16 protein-coding genes and 1 riboswitch are annotated in these 16,143 nt (G+C 65.8%); of the genes, 8 read left to right on the forward strand and 8 right to left on the reverse strand.

The features are described from left to right. Nucleotides 1-52 precede the first annotated feature (52 nt). On the forward strand, nt 53-673 hold the full coding sequence (locus AB0O58_RS07120) for a hypothetical protein (protein ID WP_366238067.1): 621 nt from the start codon (nt 53-55) through the stop codon (nt 671-673). Between the two features lie 83 nt (nt 674-756). Here the strand turns inward: AB0O58_RS07120 and AB0O58_RS07125 are convergent, their stop codons facing one another. Then, complete coding sequence (locus AB0O58_RS07125) at nt 757-2,094, reverse strand: M1 family metallopeptidase (RefSeq protein ID WP_366238068.1); 1,338 nt, start codon at nt 2,092-2,094, stop codon at nt 757-759. 6 nt (nt 2,095-2,100) lie between these two features. Beyond that, the gene (locus AB0O58_RS07130) at nt 2,101-6,045 is read right to left on the reverse strand and encodes a Pls/PosA family non-ribosomal peptide synthetase (RefSeq protein WP_366238079.1); all 3,945 of its coding nucleotides are present in this window, start codon (nt 6,043-6,045) and stop codon (nt 2,101-2,103) included. Nucleotides 6,046-6,240: 195 nt separating this feature from the next. After that, nucleotides 6,241-6,356, forward strand: a riboswitch (SAM riboswitch). Between the two features lie 77 nt (nt 6,357-6,433). Between AB0O58_RS07130 and AB0O58_RS07135 the strand changes: the two genes are divergently transcribed. Together AB0O58_RS07135 and AB0O58_RS07140 are read left to right on the forward strand one after the other, a co-directional pair. Then, nucleotides 6,434-7,741, forward strand: coding sequence for an aminotransferase class V-fold PLP-dependent enzyme (locus AB0O58_RS07135; protein ID WP_366238080.1), 1,308 nt, complete (start codon nt 6,434-6,436; stop codon nt 7,739-7,741). A gap of 154 nt (nt 7,742-7,895) precedes the next feature. Next, the gene (locus AB0O58_RS07140; protein ID WP_032373886.1) at nt 7,896-8,399 is read left to right on the forward strand and encodes a hypothetical protein; all 504 of its coding nucleotides are present in this window, start codon (nt 7,896-7,898) and stop codon (nt 8,397-8,399) included. 11 nt (nt 8,400-8,410) lie between these two features. Here the strand turns inward: AB0O58_RS07140 and AB0O58_RS07145 are convergent, their stop codons facing one another. From AB0O58_RS07145 to AB0O58_RS07155, 3 genes are read right to left on the reverse strand one after another with little or no spacing between them, the layout of a single operon-like run. Next, complete coding sequence (locus AB0O58_RS07145) at nt 8,411-8,884, reverse strand: YbaK/EbsC family protein (protein ID WP_027494387.1); 474 nt, start codon at nt 8,882-8,884, stop codon at nt 8,411-8,413. 27 nt (nt 8,885-8,911) lie between these two features. After that, nucleotides 8,912-9,874 (reverse strand): allantoicase, encoded by a 963-nt coding sequence (gene alc / locus AB0O58_RS07150; RefSeq protein WP_032364485.1) that lies wholly within the window; start codon nt 9,872-9,874, stop codon nt 8,912-8,914. A gap of 11 nt (nt 9,875-9,885) precedes the next feature. Further along, nucleotides 9,886-10,881 (reverse strand): hypothetical protein, encoded by a 996-nt coding sequence (locus AB0O58_RS07155; protein WP_032373856.1) that lies wholly within the window; start codon nt 10,879-10,881, stop codon nt 9,886-9,888. Between the two features lie 138 nt (nt 10,882-11,019). Between AB0O58_RS07155 and AB0O58_RS07160 the strand changes: the two genes are divergently transcribed. Both AB0O58_RS07160 and AB0O58_RS07165 read left to right on the forward strand, forming a co-directional pair. Continuing rightward, on the forward strand, nt 11,020-11,598 hold the full coding sequence (locus AB0O58_RS07160) for a TetR/AcrR family transcriptional regulator (protein ID WP_032373887.1): 579 nt from the start codon (nt 11,020-11,022) through the stop codon (nt 11,596-11,598). Nucleotides 11,599-11,626: 28 nt separating this feature from the next. Continuing rightward, complete coding sequence (locus AB0O58_RS07165; RefSeq protein WP_027494384.1) at nt 11,627-11,851, forward strand: DUF6480 family protein; 225 nt, start codon at nt 11,627-11,629, stop codon at nt 11,849-11,851. A 10-nt stretch (nt 11,852-11,861) separates the two neighbouring features. Here the strand turns inward: AB0O58_RS07165 and AB0O58_RS07170 are convergent, their stop codons facing one another. After that, nucleotides 11,862-12,359, reverse strand: a complete 498-nt coding sequence (locus tag AB0O58_RS07170) for a 2-oxo-4-hydroxy-4-carboxy-5-ureidoimidazoline decarboxylase (protein WP_032369380.1) — start codon at nt 12,357-12,359, stop codon at nt 11,862-11,864. Between the two features lie 119 nt (nt 12,360-12,478). Between AB0O58_RS07170 and AB0O58_RS07175 the strand changes: the two genes are divergently transcribed. From AB0O58_RS07175 to AB0O58_RS07185, 3 genes are all read left to right on the forward strand, one after another. Beyond that, on the forward strand, nt 12,479-13,306 hold the full coding sequence (locus tag AB0O58_RS07175) for a crotonase/enoyl-CoA hydratase family protein (RefSeq protein WP_032373857.1): 828 nt from the start codon (nt 12,479-12,481) through the stop codon (nt 13,304-13,306). A 1-nt stretch (nt 13,307) separates the two neighbouring features. Next, a complete protein-coding gene (locus tag AB0O58_RS07180) occupies nt 13,308-13,772 on the forward strand; it encodes a MarR family transcriptional regulator (RefSeq protein WP_032369382.1) in 465 nt (154 codons plus the stop codon). A 130-nt stretch (nt 13,773-13,902) separates the two neighbouring features. Further along, nucleotides 13,903-14,979 (forward strand): GGDEF domain-containing protein, encoded by a 1,077-nt coding sequence (locus tag AB0O58_RS07185; RefSeq protein ID WP_032373888.1) that lies wholly within the window; start codon nt 13,903-13,905, stop codon nt 14,977-14,979. Between the two features lie 61 nt (nt 14,980-15,040). On the opposite strand, the gene AB0O58_RS07190 is transcribed toward AB0O58_RS07185, so the two are convergent. Together AB0O58_RS07190 and AB0O58_RS07195 are read right to left on the reverse strand one after the other, a co-directional pair. Next, the gene (locus tag AB0O58_RS07190; RefSeq protein WP_027494379.1) at nt 15,041-15,499 is read right to left on the reverse strand and encodes a PAS domain-containing protein; all 459 of its coding nucleotides are present in this window, start codon (nt 15,497-15,499) and stop codon (nt 15,041-15,043) included. Nucleotides 15,500-15,563: 64 nt separating this feature from the next. Further along, the gene (locus AB0O58_RS07195; protein WP_027494378.1) at nt 15,564-16,055 is read right to left on the reverse strand and encodes an inorganic diphosphatase; all 492 of its coding nucleotides are present in this window, start codon (nt 16,053-16,055) and stop codon (nt 15,564-15,566) included. Nucleotides 16,056-16,143: the final 88 nt, after the last annotated feature.

Here is a 16,143-nt window from a genome sequence, read left to right on the forward strand (position 1 = left end):
GTACCTGGAGGGACGCACAACGCGCACGAGGGAGGCTAGGATCAGCGCCATCATGGTGCAGTCCTCGCGCACGGTCCCGCCGTATCGGGTGCCCCCGACAGCTTTGGTAGCTGCTGCCACGGTCTGGAATCGACGCGAAGCCTATTGGTTTCTCGTCGCGGTGATCGTGCCTGCCGCATGCTGGTCGAGGTATCCCGCGCTGGTGCCGTACATGTTCGCGATCGTTCTGGTCGGGGCTCTGGTGTTTCGCTACCGACGGATCGCGTCGTGGGTGTCGATGCTGCGCTGGGGAGTGATCGCACACGTCGAGACCGTGGACACGGCACTACGCGGCGATCGCAACCTCCGACTCGCACACGCCACCGGGTGGAACGTCCAACGGCGTTGGTACACAGGACCGTTGACGGAATCCACGGTGCGCTATCGGGCGGGGGATGTGCGCGGGCACCTGTTCGTTCGGGGACTGCCGTTCACCACCGGGGTGGTGCTCGCGCACTCCAAGCGGCCGTCGTCTGCCATGGCCGTCAGCGACTTCCCCTGCGATCTGCAACTGGACGGCACGGGACGCTGGGCGGCGTCGTTCCCGACGGGCTTCTGGCGACAGGCATCGGCGACGGTCGCGCTGTACGGCTACGCCGTGGCAGGCCTCGCGGTCTCGCTCGCGTATCGCTGACGACAATCGGCTCCCCAGACTCGGAAATATGCCTCTGATCGGAGGCACATTTCCGAAACCGGGGAGCCGATTGCCCGCGGGACCTACGGCAACGACGGCAATTGCGTATCCACAAGCCATGCGTCCCACAGGGTTCGGGGGCAACCGAAGCGAGAGGCGAGGTCGGTGAAGTCGGCGGTCGCCACGGTGGAGTAGCGGTACTTGGAGGTCCATTCCTGGATCAGGCCGAAGAATCGTTCGTCGCCGATGGTGCGTCGCAGTGCGTGCAAGGCCAGCGCGCCCCGCTTGTAGACGCGGTCGTCGAAGATGCGGGCGGGCCCGGGATCGGTGAGCTGCAGATCCATCGCGAGCCCTCGCTGAATGGTGTGAGCTCGCTTGGCCTTGTCGTGAGCCGTTGCGCCGCCGGAGTTCTCGGCCCAGATCCATTCCGAGTAGCAGGCGAATCCTTCGTGCAGCCAGATGTCTGCCCACTTGCCGAGGGTGAGGGAATTGCCGAACCACTGGTGCGCCAATTCGTGTGCAACCAGACGCTCGTAGTACCGGGAACCCGAACAGTGGTTGGCACCGAAGATGGACAGGCCCTGCGCCTCGACCGGGATTTCGAGATCGTCGTCGGTCACCACCACGGTGTACGCCGCGAAAGGGTAAGGGCCGTAGAGCCGTACGAAGGTGTCCATCATCTGGGGTTGACGGCCGAAGTCGTGGTCGAACTGAGCTCGTAGCCGCGGGGGCGTGATCGCGTTCATGGGCACCGGTCCCGGGCTCACGACGCGATGCTCGTACGGCCCGATCTGAATGGTCGCGAGATAGCTGGCCATCGGCTCGGGCTGCTCGTACACCCACGTGGTCCGGCTGGCCCGAGTCTGCCTGCGTACCAACGTGCCGTTGGCCACCGCGTAGTACGGCGAGTCGGTGGTGATGGTGATGCCGTAGCTGGCCTTGGACACCGGGTGGTCGTCACACGGAAACCACGACGCGGCACCGTTCGGCTGACTCGCGACGATCGATCCCTCGGTGAGCTCTTCCCAGCCGACCTCACCCCAGAAACCGTTGATGGGCTTGGGTGTTCCGCCGTACGCCACCGTGACCACCAGTGCCGCTCCGGACGCGATGGGCTTGGCGGGAGTGATCTTCAGCTTGCCCCGCTGGTGGCTGAACTTCACCGAACGTGACCCGTTGACCGACACCTTCGACACGTTCATCGCCGGACCGAGATCCAACGCGAACTTCGACACGGTCGCCGTGGTGACCGCGGTGATCTTCGCCTTGCCCGTCAACCGGTTGCTCTCGACCTTGTACTCGAGGTCGAGTTCGTAGCGCGAGACGCGATAGCCGCGATTGCCGTTCTGCGGAAGATACGTATCGATCGGATTGTCACTGGAGTCGACGTCGAACACCGGTGCCACGAGCCTGTCCGGCACGGTAGATCACCCCTCGTTTCGGTCGTCGCGAATCCGCGGAAAGGGGTCACCCTTGGCCCACGGCGCGATCGGATTGCCCTGCCAACGAGTATGCGCGGGAACCGTATCGCCGCGCATCACCAGGGAGGCAGGACCCACCGTCGCACCATCACCTATACCCGATGCAGGCAAAGCGACACAGTGCGGTCCCAGGGTTGCGCCTCTGCCGAGATCGACGGTGTCCATGGACATGATCCGATCATGGAACAGGTGCGTCTGCACAACGCACCCTCGGTTCACCGCCGCACCGTCGGCCAACGTCACGAGGTCGGCTTCGGGGAGCCAGTACGTCTCACACCACACGCCGCGGCCGATGTCCGCCCCGAGCCACCGCAGCCACATGTTGAGCACCGCAGTGCCCTCGGCGGCGCGCGCGAACCACGGTGCGGCGACGGTCTCGACGAACGTGTCGGCCACCTCGTTGCGCCAGACGAACGAACTCCACAGCGGATGGTCGGTCTTGCCGATCCGGCCGACCCACAGCCACTTCGCGGCCGCCGACACCGCTGCAGCCACGAAGCCGGCGACGAGCAACACGACACCGCTGAGCAGCGCGGCCAACCAGTACCCGACGCCGTCGGCCAACGCGGTCAGTCCGAACAACACGCCGAGGCCGATGCCGAACGTCACGACGACGGGAATCAGCCGGCACGTCTCGACGAGTGAACGGGCGATCTTCAACTTCCGAGGCGGGTCGAACGTCCGCGACGAGTCGGCGCTGCCGGCCGCGCGGCGCAACCGGACCGGCGGACTACCGAGCCACGACGAGCCCGACTTCGCCTTGTCCGGCGTTGCCGACAGCACCGCAACGAGACCGTTCTTCGGCACGGTTCGCCCCGGACCCGTCATGCCGGAGTTTCCGAGGAACGCCCGCTTGCCCACCTTGGCGTCGCCGAGGTGCATCCAGCCGCCGCCGAGTTCGTAGCTCGCGACCATGGTGTCGTCGGCGAGGAACGCGCCGTCGGCCACGGTGGTGAACTTGGGAATCATCAGCACTGTCGACGCCTCTACGTCCTTGCCGATCTTCGCGCCCAGCAACCGGAGCCAATGCGGTGTCAGCAGCGACGCGTAGAGCGGGAACAGGAAGGTGCGCGCCGAGTCCATCAGGCGTTCGGTAGCCCACACCTGCCAGCCGATCCGGCTGCGCACGGGGTGATAGCCGCCGACGAGCCCGATGCCGAGCAACCGCACCGCGACGAGGGTGATCAGCGCGAACACCGCCAACGACACCAGCGTTGCGACGGGCAGCATCACCAAGCCGCGCTCGAAGGCCCCCAGCACGGAGTCTGCAGTGTGAATCCACCAGCCCATCAACACCAAGCTGACGCCGATGGAGAACAAGGCCATACCGGAGAGGAACAGCGACGCGACGCCGTAGGCGAACACCCACTTGGTGGCGCGCGGCGGGGTCTCCGCCGGCCACGGATGATCGGCCTTGCCCACTTTCTGCGCGGGCGAGCCGGACCACATCTGGCCGGCCTTGACTCGTCCGACGACGGCGGAGCCGGCCGTCACGACCGCGTTCTTGCCGACCTTGGTGCCGGGCAGCAGCGTGGAGCGGGCACCGACAGTGGCACCCGCACCGATCTCGATACCGCCGATGTAGACGAGGTCGCCGTCGATCCAATGACCGGACAGGTCGACTTCGGGTTCGATGGAGCAACCGTCGCCGAGTTCGAGCATGCCGGTGACGGGCGGCAGGGTGTGCAGGTCGACGCCCTTACCGATCTTCGAGCCGAGAGCGCGCGCGTAGTAGACCATCCACGGTGCACCCGAGAGGTTGGACGCGCCACTGGCATCGGTCAATCTCGTTGCTGCCCAAAGCCTTATGTGCATGCTGCCGCCGCGTCGATACGCGCCCGGTTTCAACCCCGCCAGCAGTATTCGCGAGCCGATCACCGAGATGGCCATGCGTCCGACCGGGGTGATGAACAGGACGAACGCAAGAAGAATCCACCACCACGACAGCGTCGGAGCCCACGGCACGTCGTCGAACCACGCCATGACGTTGAACAGCAGGCCGAGCCAGGTGACCCACTGCAACCCGGTCAGCGTCGTCAACGGCACGGTCGCCAGAATCTGTGCCCACTGCGCGGTGCGGGACGTCGGTGCCACGTCGCGGGGGATAGCCTCCACGACAGGCTTCAGGTCGTCCAGATACTGTGCCAGAGAACCCAACCGCGGGTGATCGTAGAGCTGCGCGACGGTGATTTCGGGGAACCGTTCGCGCAGTGCCGTCACCAGCTGAGCGGCCGACAGTGATCCGCCACCGTTGGCGAAGAAGTCGGCGTTCTCGTCGTTGACCTGAGCGCCGAGGATGTTGGTCCACAACTCGGCCACCCACCCTGCGGTACCTCCGAGCGCCGACGCGCCCGCCATGCCGGGCAGCGGCCACGGGAGCGCATTGCGGTCGACCTTGCCCGAGGTACGTGTGGGCATCTCGTCGACCAGCGCGAGCCGCGGTACGAGCGCCGACGGCAACTGCTCGGCCAACAAGGCGCGCGCGGCCTCCAGGTCGAAGTCGGGATTGGTACTGGCGAGATATCCCACCAGAACCGAGTTGCCCGCAGCGGTCTTGCGGACTGCCGCGGCCGCGCCGCCGACCCCCGGAAGTGCTTGCAGCGCATTGTCTATCTCGCCCAGCTCGATGCGTCGGCCGCCCAGCTTGACCTGGTCGTCGGCGCGGCCCTGGAACAGCAGTCCTTCGAGCTCGAGCTTCACCAGATCGCCGCTGCGATACGCCCGGTCCCACCCGAGAGAGGGCATGGGCGCGTATTTCTCGGCGTCCTTGGCCGGATCGAGGTACCGGGCGAGGCCGACGCCGCCGATGACGAGCTCGCCCACTTCGCCGACTGCCACCGGAGTGCCCGAGGCGTCGACGACCGCCAGATCCCAACCGTCCAGCGGTAATCCGATGCGGACCGGACCTTTACCGTCCATTATGGACGCGCACGCGACGACCGTCGCCTCGGTGGGGCCGTAGGTGTTCCAGACTTCCCGGCCTTCGACGGCGAGCCGCTCGGCCAGCTCTGGTGGGCATGCTTCGCCGCCGAAGATCAACAGCCGCACCGCTTCCAATGCCACGGCGGGCCACAGTGACGCCAGCGTGGGGACCGTCGAGACGACGCTGATGTCTCGGGAGACGAGCCACGGACCGAGGTCGAAGCCGGATCGCACCAGAGAGCGCGGGGCGGGTACCAGGCAGGCACCGTGCCGCCACGCCAGCCACATCTCCTCGCAGGAGGCGTCGAACGCGACCGACAAGCCGGCGAGCACTCGGTCGCCTGGTCCCAGCGGATCCTTCTGCAGGAACATCCGGGCCTCGGCGTCGACGAATGCCGCGGCGTTACGGTGGCTGACTGCAACACCTTTGGGGGTTCCGGTCGAACCCGAGGTGAAGATCACCCACGCGTCGTCCTCGGGTGTGGGCAGCTCGGGCACCGGAGTACCGGCACCCAGTTCGGGCACATCCTGTTTCGGCGCGGTGCCGGCGGCGATTCCGCCCGCAGTGACGATGGCCGTCACCTGCGCCTCGCCGAAGACCAATTCCGCGCGCTCTTCCGGATCGTCGGCGTCGACGGGTACGTACGCAGCCCCGACGTCGAGGATCGACAGAATCGCGACATAGAGCGAGAAGGACCCCGACGGCATCCTGATGCCGACGCGGTCGCCGCGCCGGACACCGGCGTCGGCGAGCCACTGGGCACCCTCGGCGATGTCGTCCAGCAGTTCGGCGTAGCTGACCGACACCGTCCCGTCGTCGATCGCGGGTGCATCCGGGAAGCGATCGGCGGTCTCCTGCAGTACGTCGATCAGTGTGCGGGCCGGCGGGGCAAGGGGCGAGCGGAGAAACGCGGCCGGAGCAGGTGCGATATCCGTGCTCGAACCCGGCAGATCGTTCTCTTGGTGCACAGGCAACCGGGTGTCCTTCTCGTTCGTTGGCAGATGACTCTTGTGGTGCTGGGGAAAGCAGCGCCGTTGGTTATCTCACGTTCTGTTTGCCAGCAGGTGAACGAGCCCGCCTTCCCACCGCGGAAATCCTACTGCTGTGTCGGAGCGATCCCCGGCTTGACAAAACCGTGGCGGGTTTGCCAGTGTCTTGACCACGGTCACGAGTACCAGCATCGAGCCCCGGCTTGCTGGTCGGCAACCCTCCTTCGCGGTGGGGTGCTCCGGGTGACGACCAGGCTGACACCGAAAAATCGGTGCGGCAAGCGCGGACTCGTTCACGAATATCTTCCGTTGCGGGTCCCTCGAACGTGAGGGCTTGATCTGTCATGACGTCTGTACTTTCCCGTCCCTGCACTCCTTTTGCCCCTGTTTCGGCACGGAGTTGCAGGTTCCGTTGGTTCACGGCGGCACGTGCACCTACGCCAATTTCGATTACGCGGCCAGCGCGCCTGCGCTGTCCGCAGTGACCGATCGAATCGCGGAGTTGCTGCCGTTCTACTCGAGCGTGCACCGCGGGGCCGGCTACGCGTCTCGGGTGTGCACCGCGGCGTACGAGAAGGCGCGCGAGACCGTGGCTGGATTCGTTGGTGCACAGACGAATTCAGTGGTCGTGTTCACACGCAACACCACCGATTCGCTCAATCTGTTGGCCGCGTGCGTGCCAGGAGATACCGTGGTGCTCGATATCGAACACCACGCCAACCTCCTGCCGTGGCGTAATCGCCGAGTGGTGGTCGCAGCATCGACGTTGGCCGAGACGCTCGCCCGGCTCGACGCCGAACTGGCTGCGAAACCTGCTGCGCTACTGGCCATCACGGGTGCATCGAACGTCACCGGCGAAGTGCTCCCCATCGAGCAACTGGCCGATCTCGCGCATCGCCACGGTGCCCGGATCGTCGTCGACGGCGCACAGCTCGTTCCGCACCGTCGAGTGGACATCGCCGCACTCGGTGTGGACTATCTGGCGTTCTCCGGTCACAAGCTCTACGCCCCGTTCGGCGCGGGTGTGCTTGTGGGAAGCCGTGATTGGCTCGACGCGGGCGAGCCCCACCTGGCCGGCGGCGGTGCCGTGCGCAGTGTGACGATCGAGCACACCGACTGGGCTCCCGCACCGCAGCGTCACGAGGCGGGAACGCCCAACGTGCTCGGTGTCGTCGCGCTGGCGGCGGCGTGCGAGGCCATCGCGTCGTTCGACGAGGATGCCGCGACGACGCACGAGCGGGAATTGTCCACCCGATTGCGGGACGGGTTGGCCGCACTGAAGGGTGTCGAACTGCTGCAGGTGTGGGCCGACGCGCCCGACGTCGTCGGCATCGTCACGTTCACTGTCGCCGGCCACGACCCCGGTGAAGTGGCGGCGTACCTGTCGGCCGAACACGGCATCGGAGTGCGCGACGGAAAGTTCTGCGCCCACCCGCTGCTGCGCCGGCTCGGTCATGCCGACGGTGCCGTGCGGGCCAGTATCGGTCTCGGCAGTTCCTCGGCCGACGTGGACCGACTCGTCGACGCGTTGGCAGCGTTCGTCGAGTCCGGGCCGACGTGGGATTACGCCGAAGAAGCCGGGTGGTGGAACCCCGTACCGGACCCTCGGCCGTTCCCCGCCCTGGCCGACGGGGCCGCCGGGGTTGGATCCCCGTGCAGCCCCACAGGCAGTTAGCATGGCGTCATGACCGTGAGTGTCGTGTCGCGTGGCAATCGCCACTGGTGCAACAGGTATGTCGATCTGTGCCGCACTGCGTCCGGGTCGTGTTCGAGTTCGGCTCCGCTCCGTCCGCATGCGCATCCCGACCGACGAATCAGGACCACCACTCATGTCGCACAATCACACCCGCATAGCCATCGAATCCGCTGACGTCTGGACCGAGCTGACCGTCGGGCCCGAGGTGAACACCGTCAGAATCGTTGCCTCGGACCTGCGGGAAGCTCAGCAGCAACGCGCCCGGTTGCACGCGGAAGCCGTCGACCGCGGTGAATCGGCCGACAATCTCGCGGTCTTCCTCGATCTCGAGATCTACATCGCTGCCGACGCCAGGACGGCCCGTCGGGAATTCGCCGCACTCGACGCGCCGGCAAGCCCGTCGTCCATCCGCTACGTCGGTACCCCGTCGGGACTGGCAAGTTTGATCTCCGACGTGACCGCGGCCGACGTCGCCGACGGCGTGACGCTGCAGGTGCACGGCGAGATCGAGCGGCAGTCGACGTTCCTGGCCGCGGGAGTGTTGCCGCTCCTCGAATCGCGCGGCACCCGCCTCGACACCGACGTCGTCGACGCGATCCTCAGCGCACCCCGAATTGCCCCGACCCTCGCGTCCTAGGTCGTTCGAGCTCAGGTGACGTCGATCGCCAGACCTGCGGTGATGCGCAGCAACTCGGAGTACGACGAGCGGAAGATCGTGTCGATGTGCCCGGCCGCGGCCCACAGTTCGGGGTGGGCCGCAAGGTCCTGATCGACGAACGTATCCAAATTCGTCGGATGGCCCACCGGAGCGATTCCCCCGATCGGCTGGCCGGTGGCGTGCTTGGCGGTACGCAGATCGGCCCGGGCGAGCGTGCCGCCGAGACGCTCACCGGTGTGCTCGAGATGAACATTGTGAGCCCCGGACACCAGGAGCAACACCGGCTCGTCGTCGAGCAGAAACACCATCGACTTCACGATCGCACCCACCTCGACGCCCAACGCAGCTGCGGCGTCGGCGGCGGTGTGGGTGCCCTCGGGACTGTTCACCACCACCCCGTGATGACCACGAGAAATCAGGGTGTCGGCAACGTGGGCTGCATTCGGATGAAGTAGCCGGGACATGCCCCAACCCTATTGCCACACGACCGTTTACGCAGACAGGTCGAGATCACCGAACAGTCTCAATCGCGCCATTCCCCCGTCGGGGAAGATGTCCATTCGCACCTCCGACACCGGAGTGTCGTGGTCGAGAACGAAGCGATGCCGAGTGTCGGGCTGCAGTGTCGTTCGCGGCAAGAGTTCGATCCAGTCGCCGTCGCCCAGTCGCCCTTGCAGGGATGCCGCGCCGGGGGCGTTGCCCAGGAAGCAACTGGTGTCCAGCTCGGCCAGCCGGATTCGGCCCGTGCCGGCGAGCTGCACCTGCACCCAGTCGTTGGCGTCGTTGCGTCGACGCGAGGTCTCCCAGCCTTCGCCCATCGAGCGCGGCGGGCCGGGGAACAGCAGATTGTTGGGGGAGCTGTAGAACATGTTGGAGCAGGCCGACACGTATGCGCCGTTCTCGAGCGCGGCCAGGTCGACGGGCCCGACGGCGAGGAACTTCGGGTCCGGGACGCCGCGGCCCAGTACTCGCAGCCGAGCGACGCCGCCGTCCGGGTAGATGGACAGCTTGACGTGCGTCCACCGGGCGTCGGACGCGACTTCGAATCGGTTCTCGCTGTCGCCATCGACGGCACTACGGGCGACGATGGTCGTCCATTCCGTCTCGTACAGCTCGGTCGGTGACGGGAATCCGGTCACCTCGGCGGCCTCGATCGAAACTTCCGGCGGATAGTTGCCGGTGAACCAGGACGTATCGACGATGACGGCCGACACGATGCCGGCAGCTCCGAGTCGCACGATCGCCTCGTCGTAGCCGGCCTCGCGTCGGCGCCGCGTCTCCCACCCGTCGTAGATCTGCCCCTTGTGCCCGAACGTCGCGGTCGAGTAGTCGGCTTTGCCCGGTGTGATCAGATTTTCCTTCTCGGCGAACGTCTCGTCGTTCGCCCACACCACTGCGCCACCGAGTGTGCGGACAGCGAGATCGGGCATCGGCAGAGGGAATGTGGCAGTCATGGGATGCCACTTTACTGGCTCGGCATCGATTCACCGGCGCTGCGACGACGGCGCAGAACCGCTGCCGCAGCCATCAGCAGCACGCCGATCAGGATGTAGAGACCCAGTCCGAGTGCCGGCTGCCCGACCCCCGCACCCGAGAAGTACACGATGCTGCGCACTCCTTCGGTGCCGATGCCCGGGGTGATCCACCGGCCGATCGACGCGTACACATGCGGCAGTACGTTGGCCCCGAAAGCGCCTCCAGCGCTGGGATTTCCGAGGATGACGAACAGCACGATCGCCGCCGGTACCGCAGCCACTCCGATCAGGGCTCGCAGGCCCATCGTGAACAGTCCGGTGGCGAAGACGACCCCGGTGCCCAGCACGGTGAGCGGAAACCAGTGTCCGGCAAAGGTTCCGAGTACGTGGGTGGTCAGCAGTGCTCCCAGTGCGCCCGAGGCAATCGAGTACGCGGCGAGAATGCCGACGTGGACACAGGTTTCGCGTCGGGTCGTCGGTGCCCCGATGAGCAGACCGAAGGCGGCCGCGAGGAGGTAGCCGCCGACGACCCAGCCCACCGACAGGTAGAAGCCGGACAATCCACGGTTGTCATGCACGCCGACCGGGATCTCGTCACGCACCACGAATTGGCGTCCCTGAGCGGCATCGACCTCGGTGAAGATCGATTCGAGGGCGGTCGCCACCGAGCTGCCGGCAGCGCTCGCGGTGATCAGTGTGTCGGTGCCGCTCGAGCCGACGACGTAGGCACCGAGGATGTCCCGATCGCGGAGCAGAGTGCGAACCTCGGCGGTGTCCACTGCCGTACGCGCGTCGAGCGGCGCACCGTCGATGGCGTCGAGGCGGTCGGCGGTCTGCTGGTCCAGGCCGGCGGGAAGCCCGGCCTCGGTCACCACGGCGATCGGAATCGCGTGGGGAGTCGGCTGATGGAACGCCGACACGTAGCTGAGGATGAAGCCGAGTTGCAGCACCAGCACTGCGGCGGCGAGTAGTGACATCTTGCGCATGAAAAGTGCTCCTGAACATGTCGAGACTCGAAGACCTTGTCGATACCCGAGGTATTCAATACTCTAGGTATCGTGAATGCCGAGCAGCAAGAAGAGTGGCGATCGACACAGCCACAGCGCAGGCCGCAGCGCACCGATGTGCGAGAACGACTGCTCGCCGCAGCGGCCGACGAGTTCACCGAGCGCGGATACGCGGCGGCCAAGCTCACCGACATTGCCGATCGGGCCGGGTTCACGAAGGGGGCCGTGTATTCCAACTTCGATTCCAAGCAAGGGCTGTTCGCCGAACTGCTGGCACAGCGATCACTCGACCTCGCCGCCCGAGTACTCGCTCACGTGTCCGACCTGGACCCGCAGGCGGCTGCGGGAGCCGGCGGCGGCGAAATCGCGTCCTGGGTGGTCGCCGAGCCGCGGTGGCCACTACTGACCGTCGAATTCGGGATTCTCGCGGGCCGTGACCCGGTGATTGCCGAGCGCTACCGCACCGACCGTCGTGCCCTCCGCTCCGAGCTCGAACGACTCATCGCCGATCGAGCGGTGCAGTGGGGTGTGGGGGAGGCGTTCGATGCTCGACGCCTCGCGATGTCCTTGGCTGCGTTGATCTCCGGATTGGCCGTGGAACATTCGGTGGATCCGGAGGAGATCGACCGGTCCGTCATCGCCGATGCCGTGTCGGAACTGTTCGCCGGAGCGATAGCCAGAGCACAGCTCGATTGAGGGCTGCGCTACCGGGTACTCCGGGTTCATGACTGCTCAGAATCCAGAACCCGATGAGACTGCCGGCCTCGAAGCGGGCGGTAGCGTGACGCCGGGCGATACTCCTCCAGCCGAGACAGCAGTCGGTGGGCCCAACCACGAACCGCCGCAGCGCAGTCGCGTGATGCCGATCGTCGTCATCGTTCTGGTGGCATTGTTGGCGATCGTGATCGCCGGTGGCCTGATCGGTCGAGTTGTCGGCCTGTTCGGCTGATTTCGCGGTGTCAGTACGGCGGCCAGCCGCCTTCGGGACCCAACAGTCGGCCGAGGCGACGGTGATCGATCTCGACCAACTCCCTGCGCATGACCAGCCGTTCGGTCGGTTCGTCGTTGTCGAGTCGATGGCCGAGCTCCATCAGCACGTCCCTGGGTTCGAAACCGTCGGGAGCCATCATCAGGTTCGAGACGTACCGCCAGCCGAATTTCGATTCGTACGCGCGCGCTGCGGTGCCCAGGGCGCTACGTGATTCTGCGTCCATGGTCGTGCACATCTTGTTCGGCTCGGGCAGCGTCGCGGCCAAGGCGTCGATGACGTTGTCGGACAACTCGTTCAGCTCGGCGGCCGCCGCGGTGAACAACTCGTCCCGCGACCGGTACGGGCGGCCGTCGGCGAGACGTGAGGCCCAGGCAACCGAGCAACAGCACTCGTAGAGCGCGTGGACCGCCTTGCGACGCGGCAGATCGTTGAATGTCTCGAGACCCAACCCCTGATGCATCAACATGCATGAATGATGGAAGACCGGAGTCGGTCATTGCCATAGCTGAGCAGGCTCTTAGCGCAGACGTTACTCGGCGTAACACGCCCTGTAGGTACTGCTGCATCTGCCGCTAGGCTTGCAGCATGACCGAACGGAACTGGACCGCATTCTCTGTGGAGATCGCAGACCACATCGCGCACGTGACACTTCTCGGGCCGAACAAGGGCAACGCCATGGGCCCTGATTTCTGGAGCGAATGCCCAGAACTGTTCGACCGACTCGATGCCGATCCAGAGGTACGGGCCGTGGTTCTCGCGGGCTCCGGAAGGAACTTCACCTACGGTCTCGACCTGCCGGCCATGGCCGGAACGTTCGGACCGCTGATGGCCGACCAAGCACTCGCCGGACCCAGGACCACGTTCCACGACACCATCAAGACGATGCAGAAGGCCGTCAACGCCGTGGCGGACTGCCGCAAGCCCGTCGTCGCCGCAGTGCAGGGCTGGTGCATCGGTGGCGGCGTCGACCTCATCACCGCCGCCGACGTGCGATATGCCAGCGCCGACGCGAAGTTCAGCGTCCGCGAGGTGCGTGTCGCGATCGTCGCCGACATGGGATCTCTCGCTCGACTCCCCGCGATCATCGGCGACGGCCACATGCGTGAGCTCGCGTTGACCGGCAAGGACATCGACGCGGCGCGCGCCGAGAAGATCGGCCTGGTCAACGACGTGTTCGAGGACCACGATGCCGTCCTCGCGGCCGCCCGCGAGTGCGCCGCGGCCATTGCTGCGAACCCGCCCCTGGTGGTGCAGGGCATCAAGACCGTCCTCGACCATTCCCGGTCGGCGAGCGTCGACGACTCGCTGAGATTCGTCGCGGCCTGGAACGCGGCTTTCCTCGCCTCGCACGATCTCACCGAGGCCATCACCTCGGTGTTCGAGAAGCGTCCGGCCCAATTCACCGGTAGCTGACGTGGTCGAATACGCCGAAGAGCTGGGTACACAGCTGGTTCGGCTGCAGCGGATTCGGGAGCGCAACATCGCGCAGATCTCGTCCTCGGGCGGCGTCGACGGTGCCGCCTACGTATGCCTGTTCCGCCTGCTGCGCGACGGACCGATGCGGTCCAGCGAGCTCGCCGCGATGGTCAACTCGGACCCGTCCACGGTCAGCAGGCAGGTAGGCCAGCTGGTCGAGCGAGGACACGTCGCTCGGGTACCCGACGAACGTGACGGGCGGGCATTCGTTCTGGCCGTCACCCCGTCCGGTGAGGAAGCTGCAGCCGCCATCCAGCAACGCCGCACCGAGAACCTCGGACGAGTCATCGAAGGATGGGCCGAGGAGGATCGGGCGACGCTGGTCGGACTGCTGGATCGATTCTTGACCGATTACGAGACCATCAGACCGGACCTGCCCACTCAACGCCCGGGTAACGTCTGAGCCTCGGACTCCGAGAACTCGGTGACGACGGTCGAGTCGTTTCGTACGCTCGAGCCCTGCCTCGACGGCCGGGGCGCGACGCCGTCGTACCCGGATGCTCGGACTGCTCGAAACGGACGGAGGGGACGCGATGCCAACCGATCACGACCTACCCTCCCCGTCGTCCGAGATCGGACCCCGATCGGGCTCGATCCGGCTCGAGCGTCGCGTGGCCAGGGGTATCGCAGTGCTCGTCCCGTCGTTCGGAGTGATCGGCGCGATCATCATGCTGTCGGACGACGGTCCGGTGGGCACGACGGCCGTGCTGATCTGCACGATCGTGCTGCTCTCCACCCTGCCGGTGGGAGCGTGGTGGTGGTTACGGTCGGTGGACGCCTCGCACATGCCCGGATGGTTCGTGATCTATGCGGACGTGGGGGTGTCGGGGCTACTGCTGACCTTTGCGGACCGGGACCTGGCTCTGTACGGGGCTGCCCTGTTCTCGGTGATCGGCACCTACATCGCGTACTTCTCCCGCCGCAACGTACTGAAATTTCACACGGCGTTCGTCAACGCAGTCATTCTGCTGCTCGCGGTTCTGGCCGTCCTCGAACGCCCGGACGACCCGGCCTCGATCATCGCGCGCGCTCTCGTCACGGTGCTCGTGGTCAACTCGGTGCTCGCCTTTCGCGCCGTCATCCAACGCCAGCTCGACCTCGCCAACACCGACTCTCTGACGGGCCTGCTCAATCGGCGCGGTCTGGAACTGCGGCTCGAGCGGATGCTGGGCAGATTGGCCGACACTGAATCCGTGGCGTTGATGGTGGTCGATCTGGACCAGTTCAAGCGGGTCAACGACACATTCGGCCATGCGATGGGTGACCGGGTTCTTCGCCGGACAGCGCGACGGCTGAGCGCTGTCACCGGTAGACGTCCGTGCGTGGCGCGGACCGGAGGTGAAGAGTTCACGATTGCCGTTCCGGTCGACGCCGACTCCGCCAAACACCTGGCCGACGACATTCGCGAGGCGGTGCACGATCCAGGCGACGACGTGCCGGTGACGGTCAGCATCGGGGTCGCGATACTCGATGCCGGCCAGTGGCGGTCGGCCGATTCGTCCTACGAGTCGGCCGAGTTGATGCACAACGGACTGCTCGACGCCGACGCAGCGATGTACGAGTCGAAACACGCGGGTGGAAACAAAGCAACGGTGTACACCGGCACCTGACATGCCGATGTACACCGTTGGTCGTTCCCGGGAAACGTTCTGGGGAGAACGATTCGAACCGTCAGCGCAGAGCGCTCTTCGGGTCGTTCCACAGCTGGTCGGTGAAATCCTCCAACGCGACGAGCACGATAGTGTCCTCGGTGCGCCTGAGAATCGACTTGCTGGCCCGCACCTGAACGATGTCGCCGGTCTTGTCGGTCATCCGCCACAGGGAGTCCGCACGGGTGGCGACGGTGGTCAGGAACATCTCCGCGACGTTCACGCCCTCCGGAGCTCGATCCGGGAAGATGTCGTGCAGGTGGAAGTCCTCTCGTTCTGTCCGGTCGAGTCCGAACAGATCGTCGAAGGCCTCGTTCGCGAACACGATGGCACCGGTGGGATCGACAGCCAGAATCGGTACCGGGATCCGGTCGAGAACGACGGTCACCGGCAGATCGGGGAACTGGGTCGGGTCCGATATCGGCCGCGACTCCAGATTGCGCCGATCACCGGCGGTGCCGTTGGAAGTGCTGTCGGTCATACGTCTCCCCAAACTGTGGTTCGTCGGCACACGGCCGAAACGAGGTGTTGTGATGCCGAAAGGATCAGTGACCCGGATTGTCCGTCAAACGCTTGAAGGACGCAGCGATTTCGGCCTCGGCTTCTGCGCGACCCACCCAGTCTGCACCGGTGACGTGCTTGTTGGGTTCGAGATCCTTGTAATGGACGAAGAAATGCTTGATCGCGTCGAGCTCGAAGGTCGAGACGTCGCTCAGATCCTGGATGTGATCCCAGCGGGTGTCGCCGGCCGGCACACACAGCACCTTGTCGTCGCCGCCTGCTTCGTCGACCATCTTGAACATGGCCACCGGGCGGGCCTCGACGATGACACCGGGGTACACCGACTCGGGCAGCAGCACCAGCGCGTCGAGCGGATCGCCGTCCTCGCCCAGGGTGTTCTCGATGAAGCCGTAGTCGGCCGGATACGCCATCGCGGTGTAGAGGTAGCGGTCGAGGCGAACACGTCCGGTGACGTGGTCGACCTCGTACTTGTTGCGCTGCCCCTTGGGGATCTCGATGGTGACGTCGAACGACACGTGCAGTCCTCACTGTCTTGGTTCGAGCCCGACCGGGCTCGAGTGGTTTGCGAATGTCTCTATGGTGGCGGCGCAAGGCTACCGGACC

It is taken from the genome of Rhodococcus sp. NPDC080181 (assembly GCF_040702225.1).
Lineage (GTDB): Bacteria > Actinomycetota > Actinomycetes > Mycobacteriales > Mycobacteriaceae > Rhodococcoides > Rhodococcoides fascians.

What these genes read in the sequence shown, in the direction of transcription:
- AB0O58_RS07145 (WP_027494387.1), bottom strand. Translation starts at nt 8,884, where the DNA reads ATGTCCCGGCTACTTCATCCGAATGCAGCCCACGTTGCCGACACCCTG.
- alc (WP_032364485.1), bottom strand. Translation starts at nt 9,874, where the DNA reads ATGACTGCCACATTCCCTCTGCCGATGCCCGATCTCGCTGTCCGCACA.
- AB0O58_RS07120 (WP_366238067.1), top strand. Translation starts at nt 53, where the DNA reads ATGGTGCAGTCCTCGCGCACGGTCCCGCCGTATCGGGTGCCCCCGACA.
- AB0O58_RS07165 (WP_027494384.1), top strand. Translation starts at nt 11,627, where the DNA reads ATGACTGCTCAGAATCCAGAACCCGATGAGACTGCCGGCCTCGAAGCG.
- AB0O58_RS07140 (WP_032373886.1), top strand. Translation starts at nt 7,896, where the DNA reads ATGTCGCACAATCACACCCGCATAGCCATCGAATCCGCTGACGTCTGG.
- AB0O58_RS07190 (WP_027494379.1), bottom strand. Translation starts at nt 15,499, where the DNA reads ATGACCGACAGCACTTCCAACGGCACCGCCGGTGATCGGCGCAATCTG.
- AB0O58_RS07155 (WP_032373856.1), bottom strand. Translation starts at nt 10,881, where the DNA reads ATGCGCAAGATGTCACTACTCGCCGCCGCAGTGCTGGTGCTGCAACTC.
- AB0O58_RS07170 (WP_032369380.1), bottom strand. Translation starts at nt 12,359, where the DNA reads ATGTTGATGCATCAGGGGTTGGGTCTCGAGACATTCAACGATCTGCCG.
- AB0O58_RS07185 (WP_032373888.1), top strand. Translation starts at nt 13,903, where the DNA reads ATGCCAACCGATCACGACCTACCCTCCCCGTCGTCCGAGATCGGACCC.
- AB0O58_RS07175 (WP_032373857.1), top strand. Translation starts at nt 12,479, where the DNA reads ATGACCGAACGGAACTGGACCGCATTCTCTGTGGAGATCGCAGACCAC.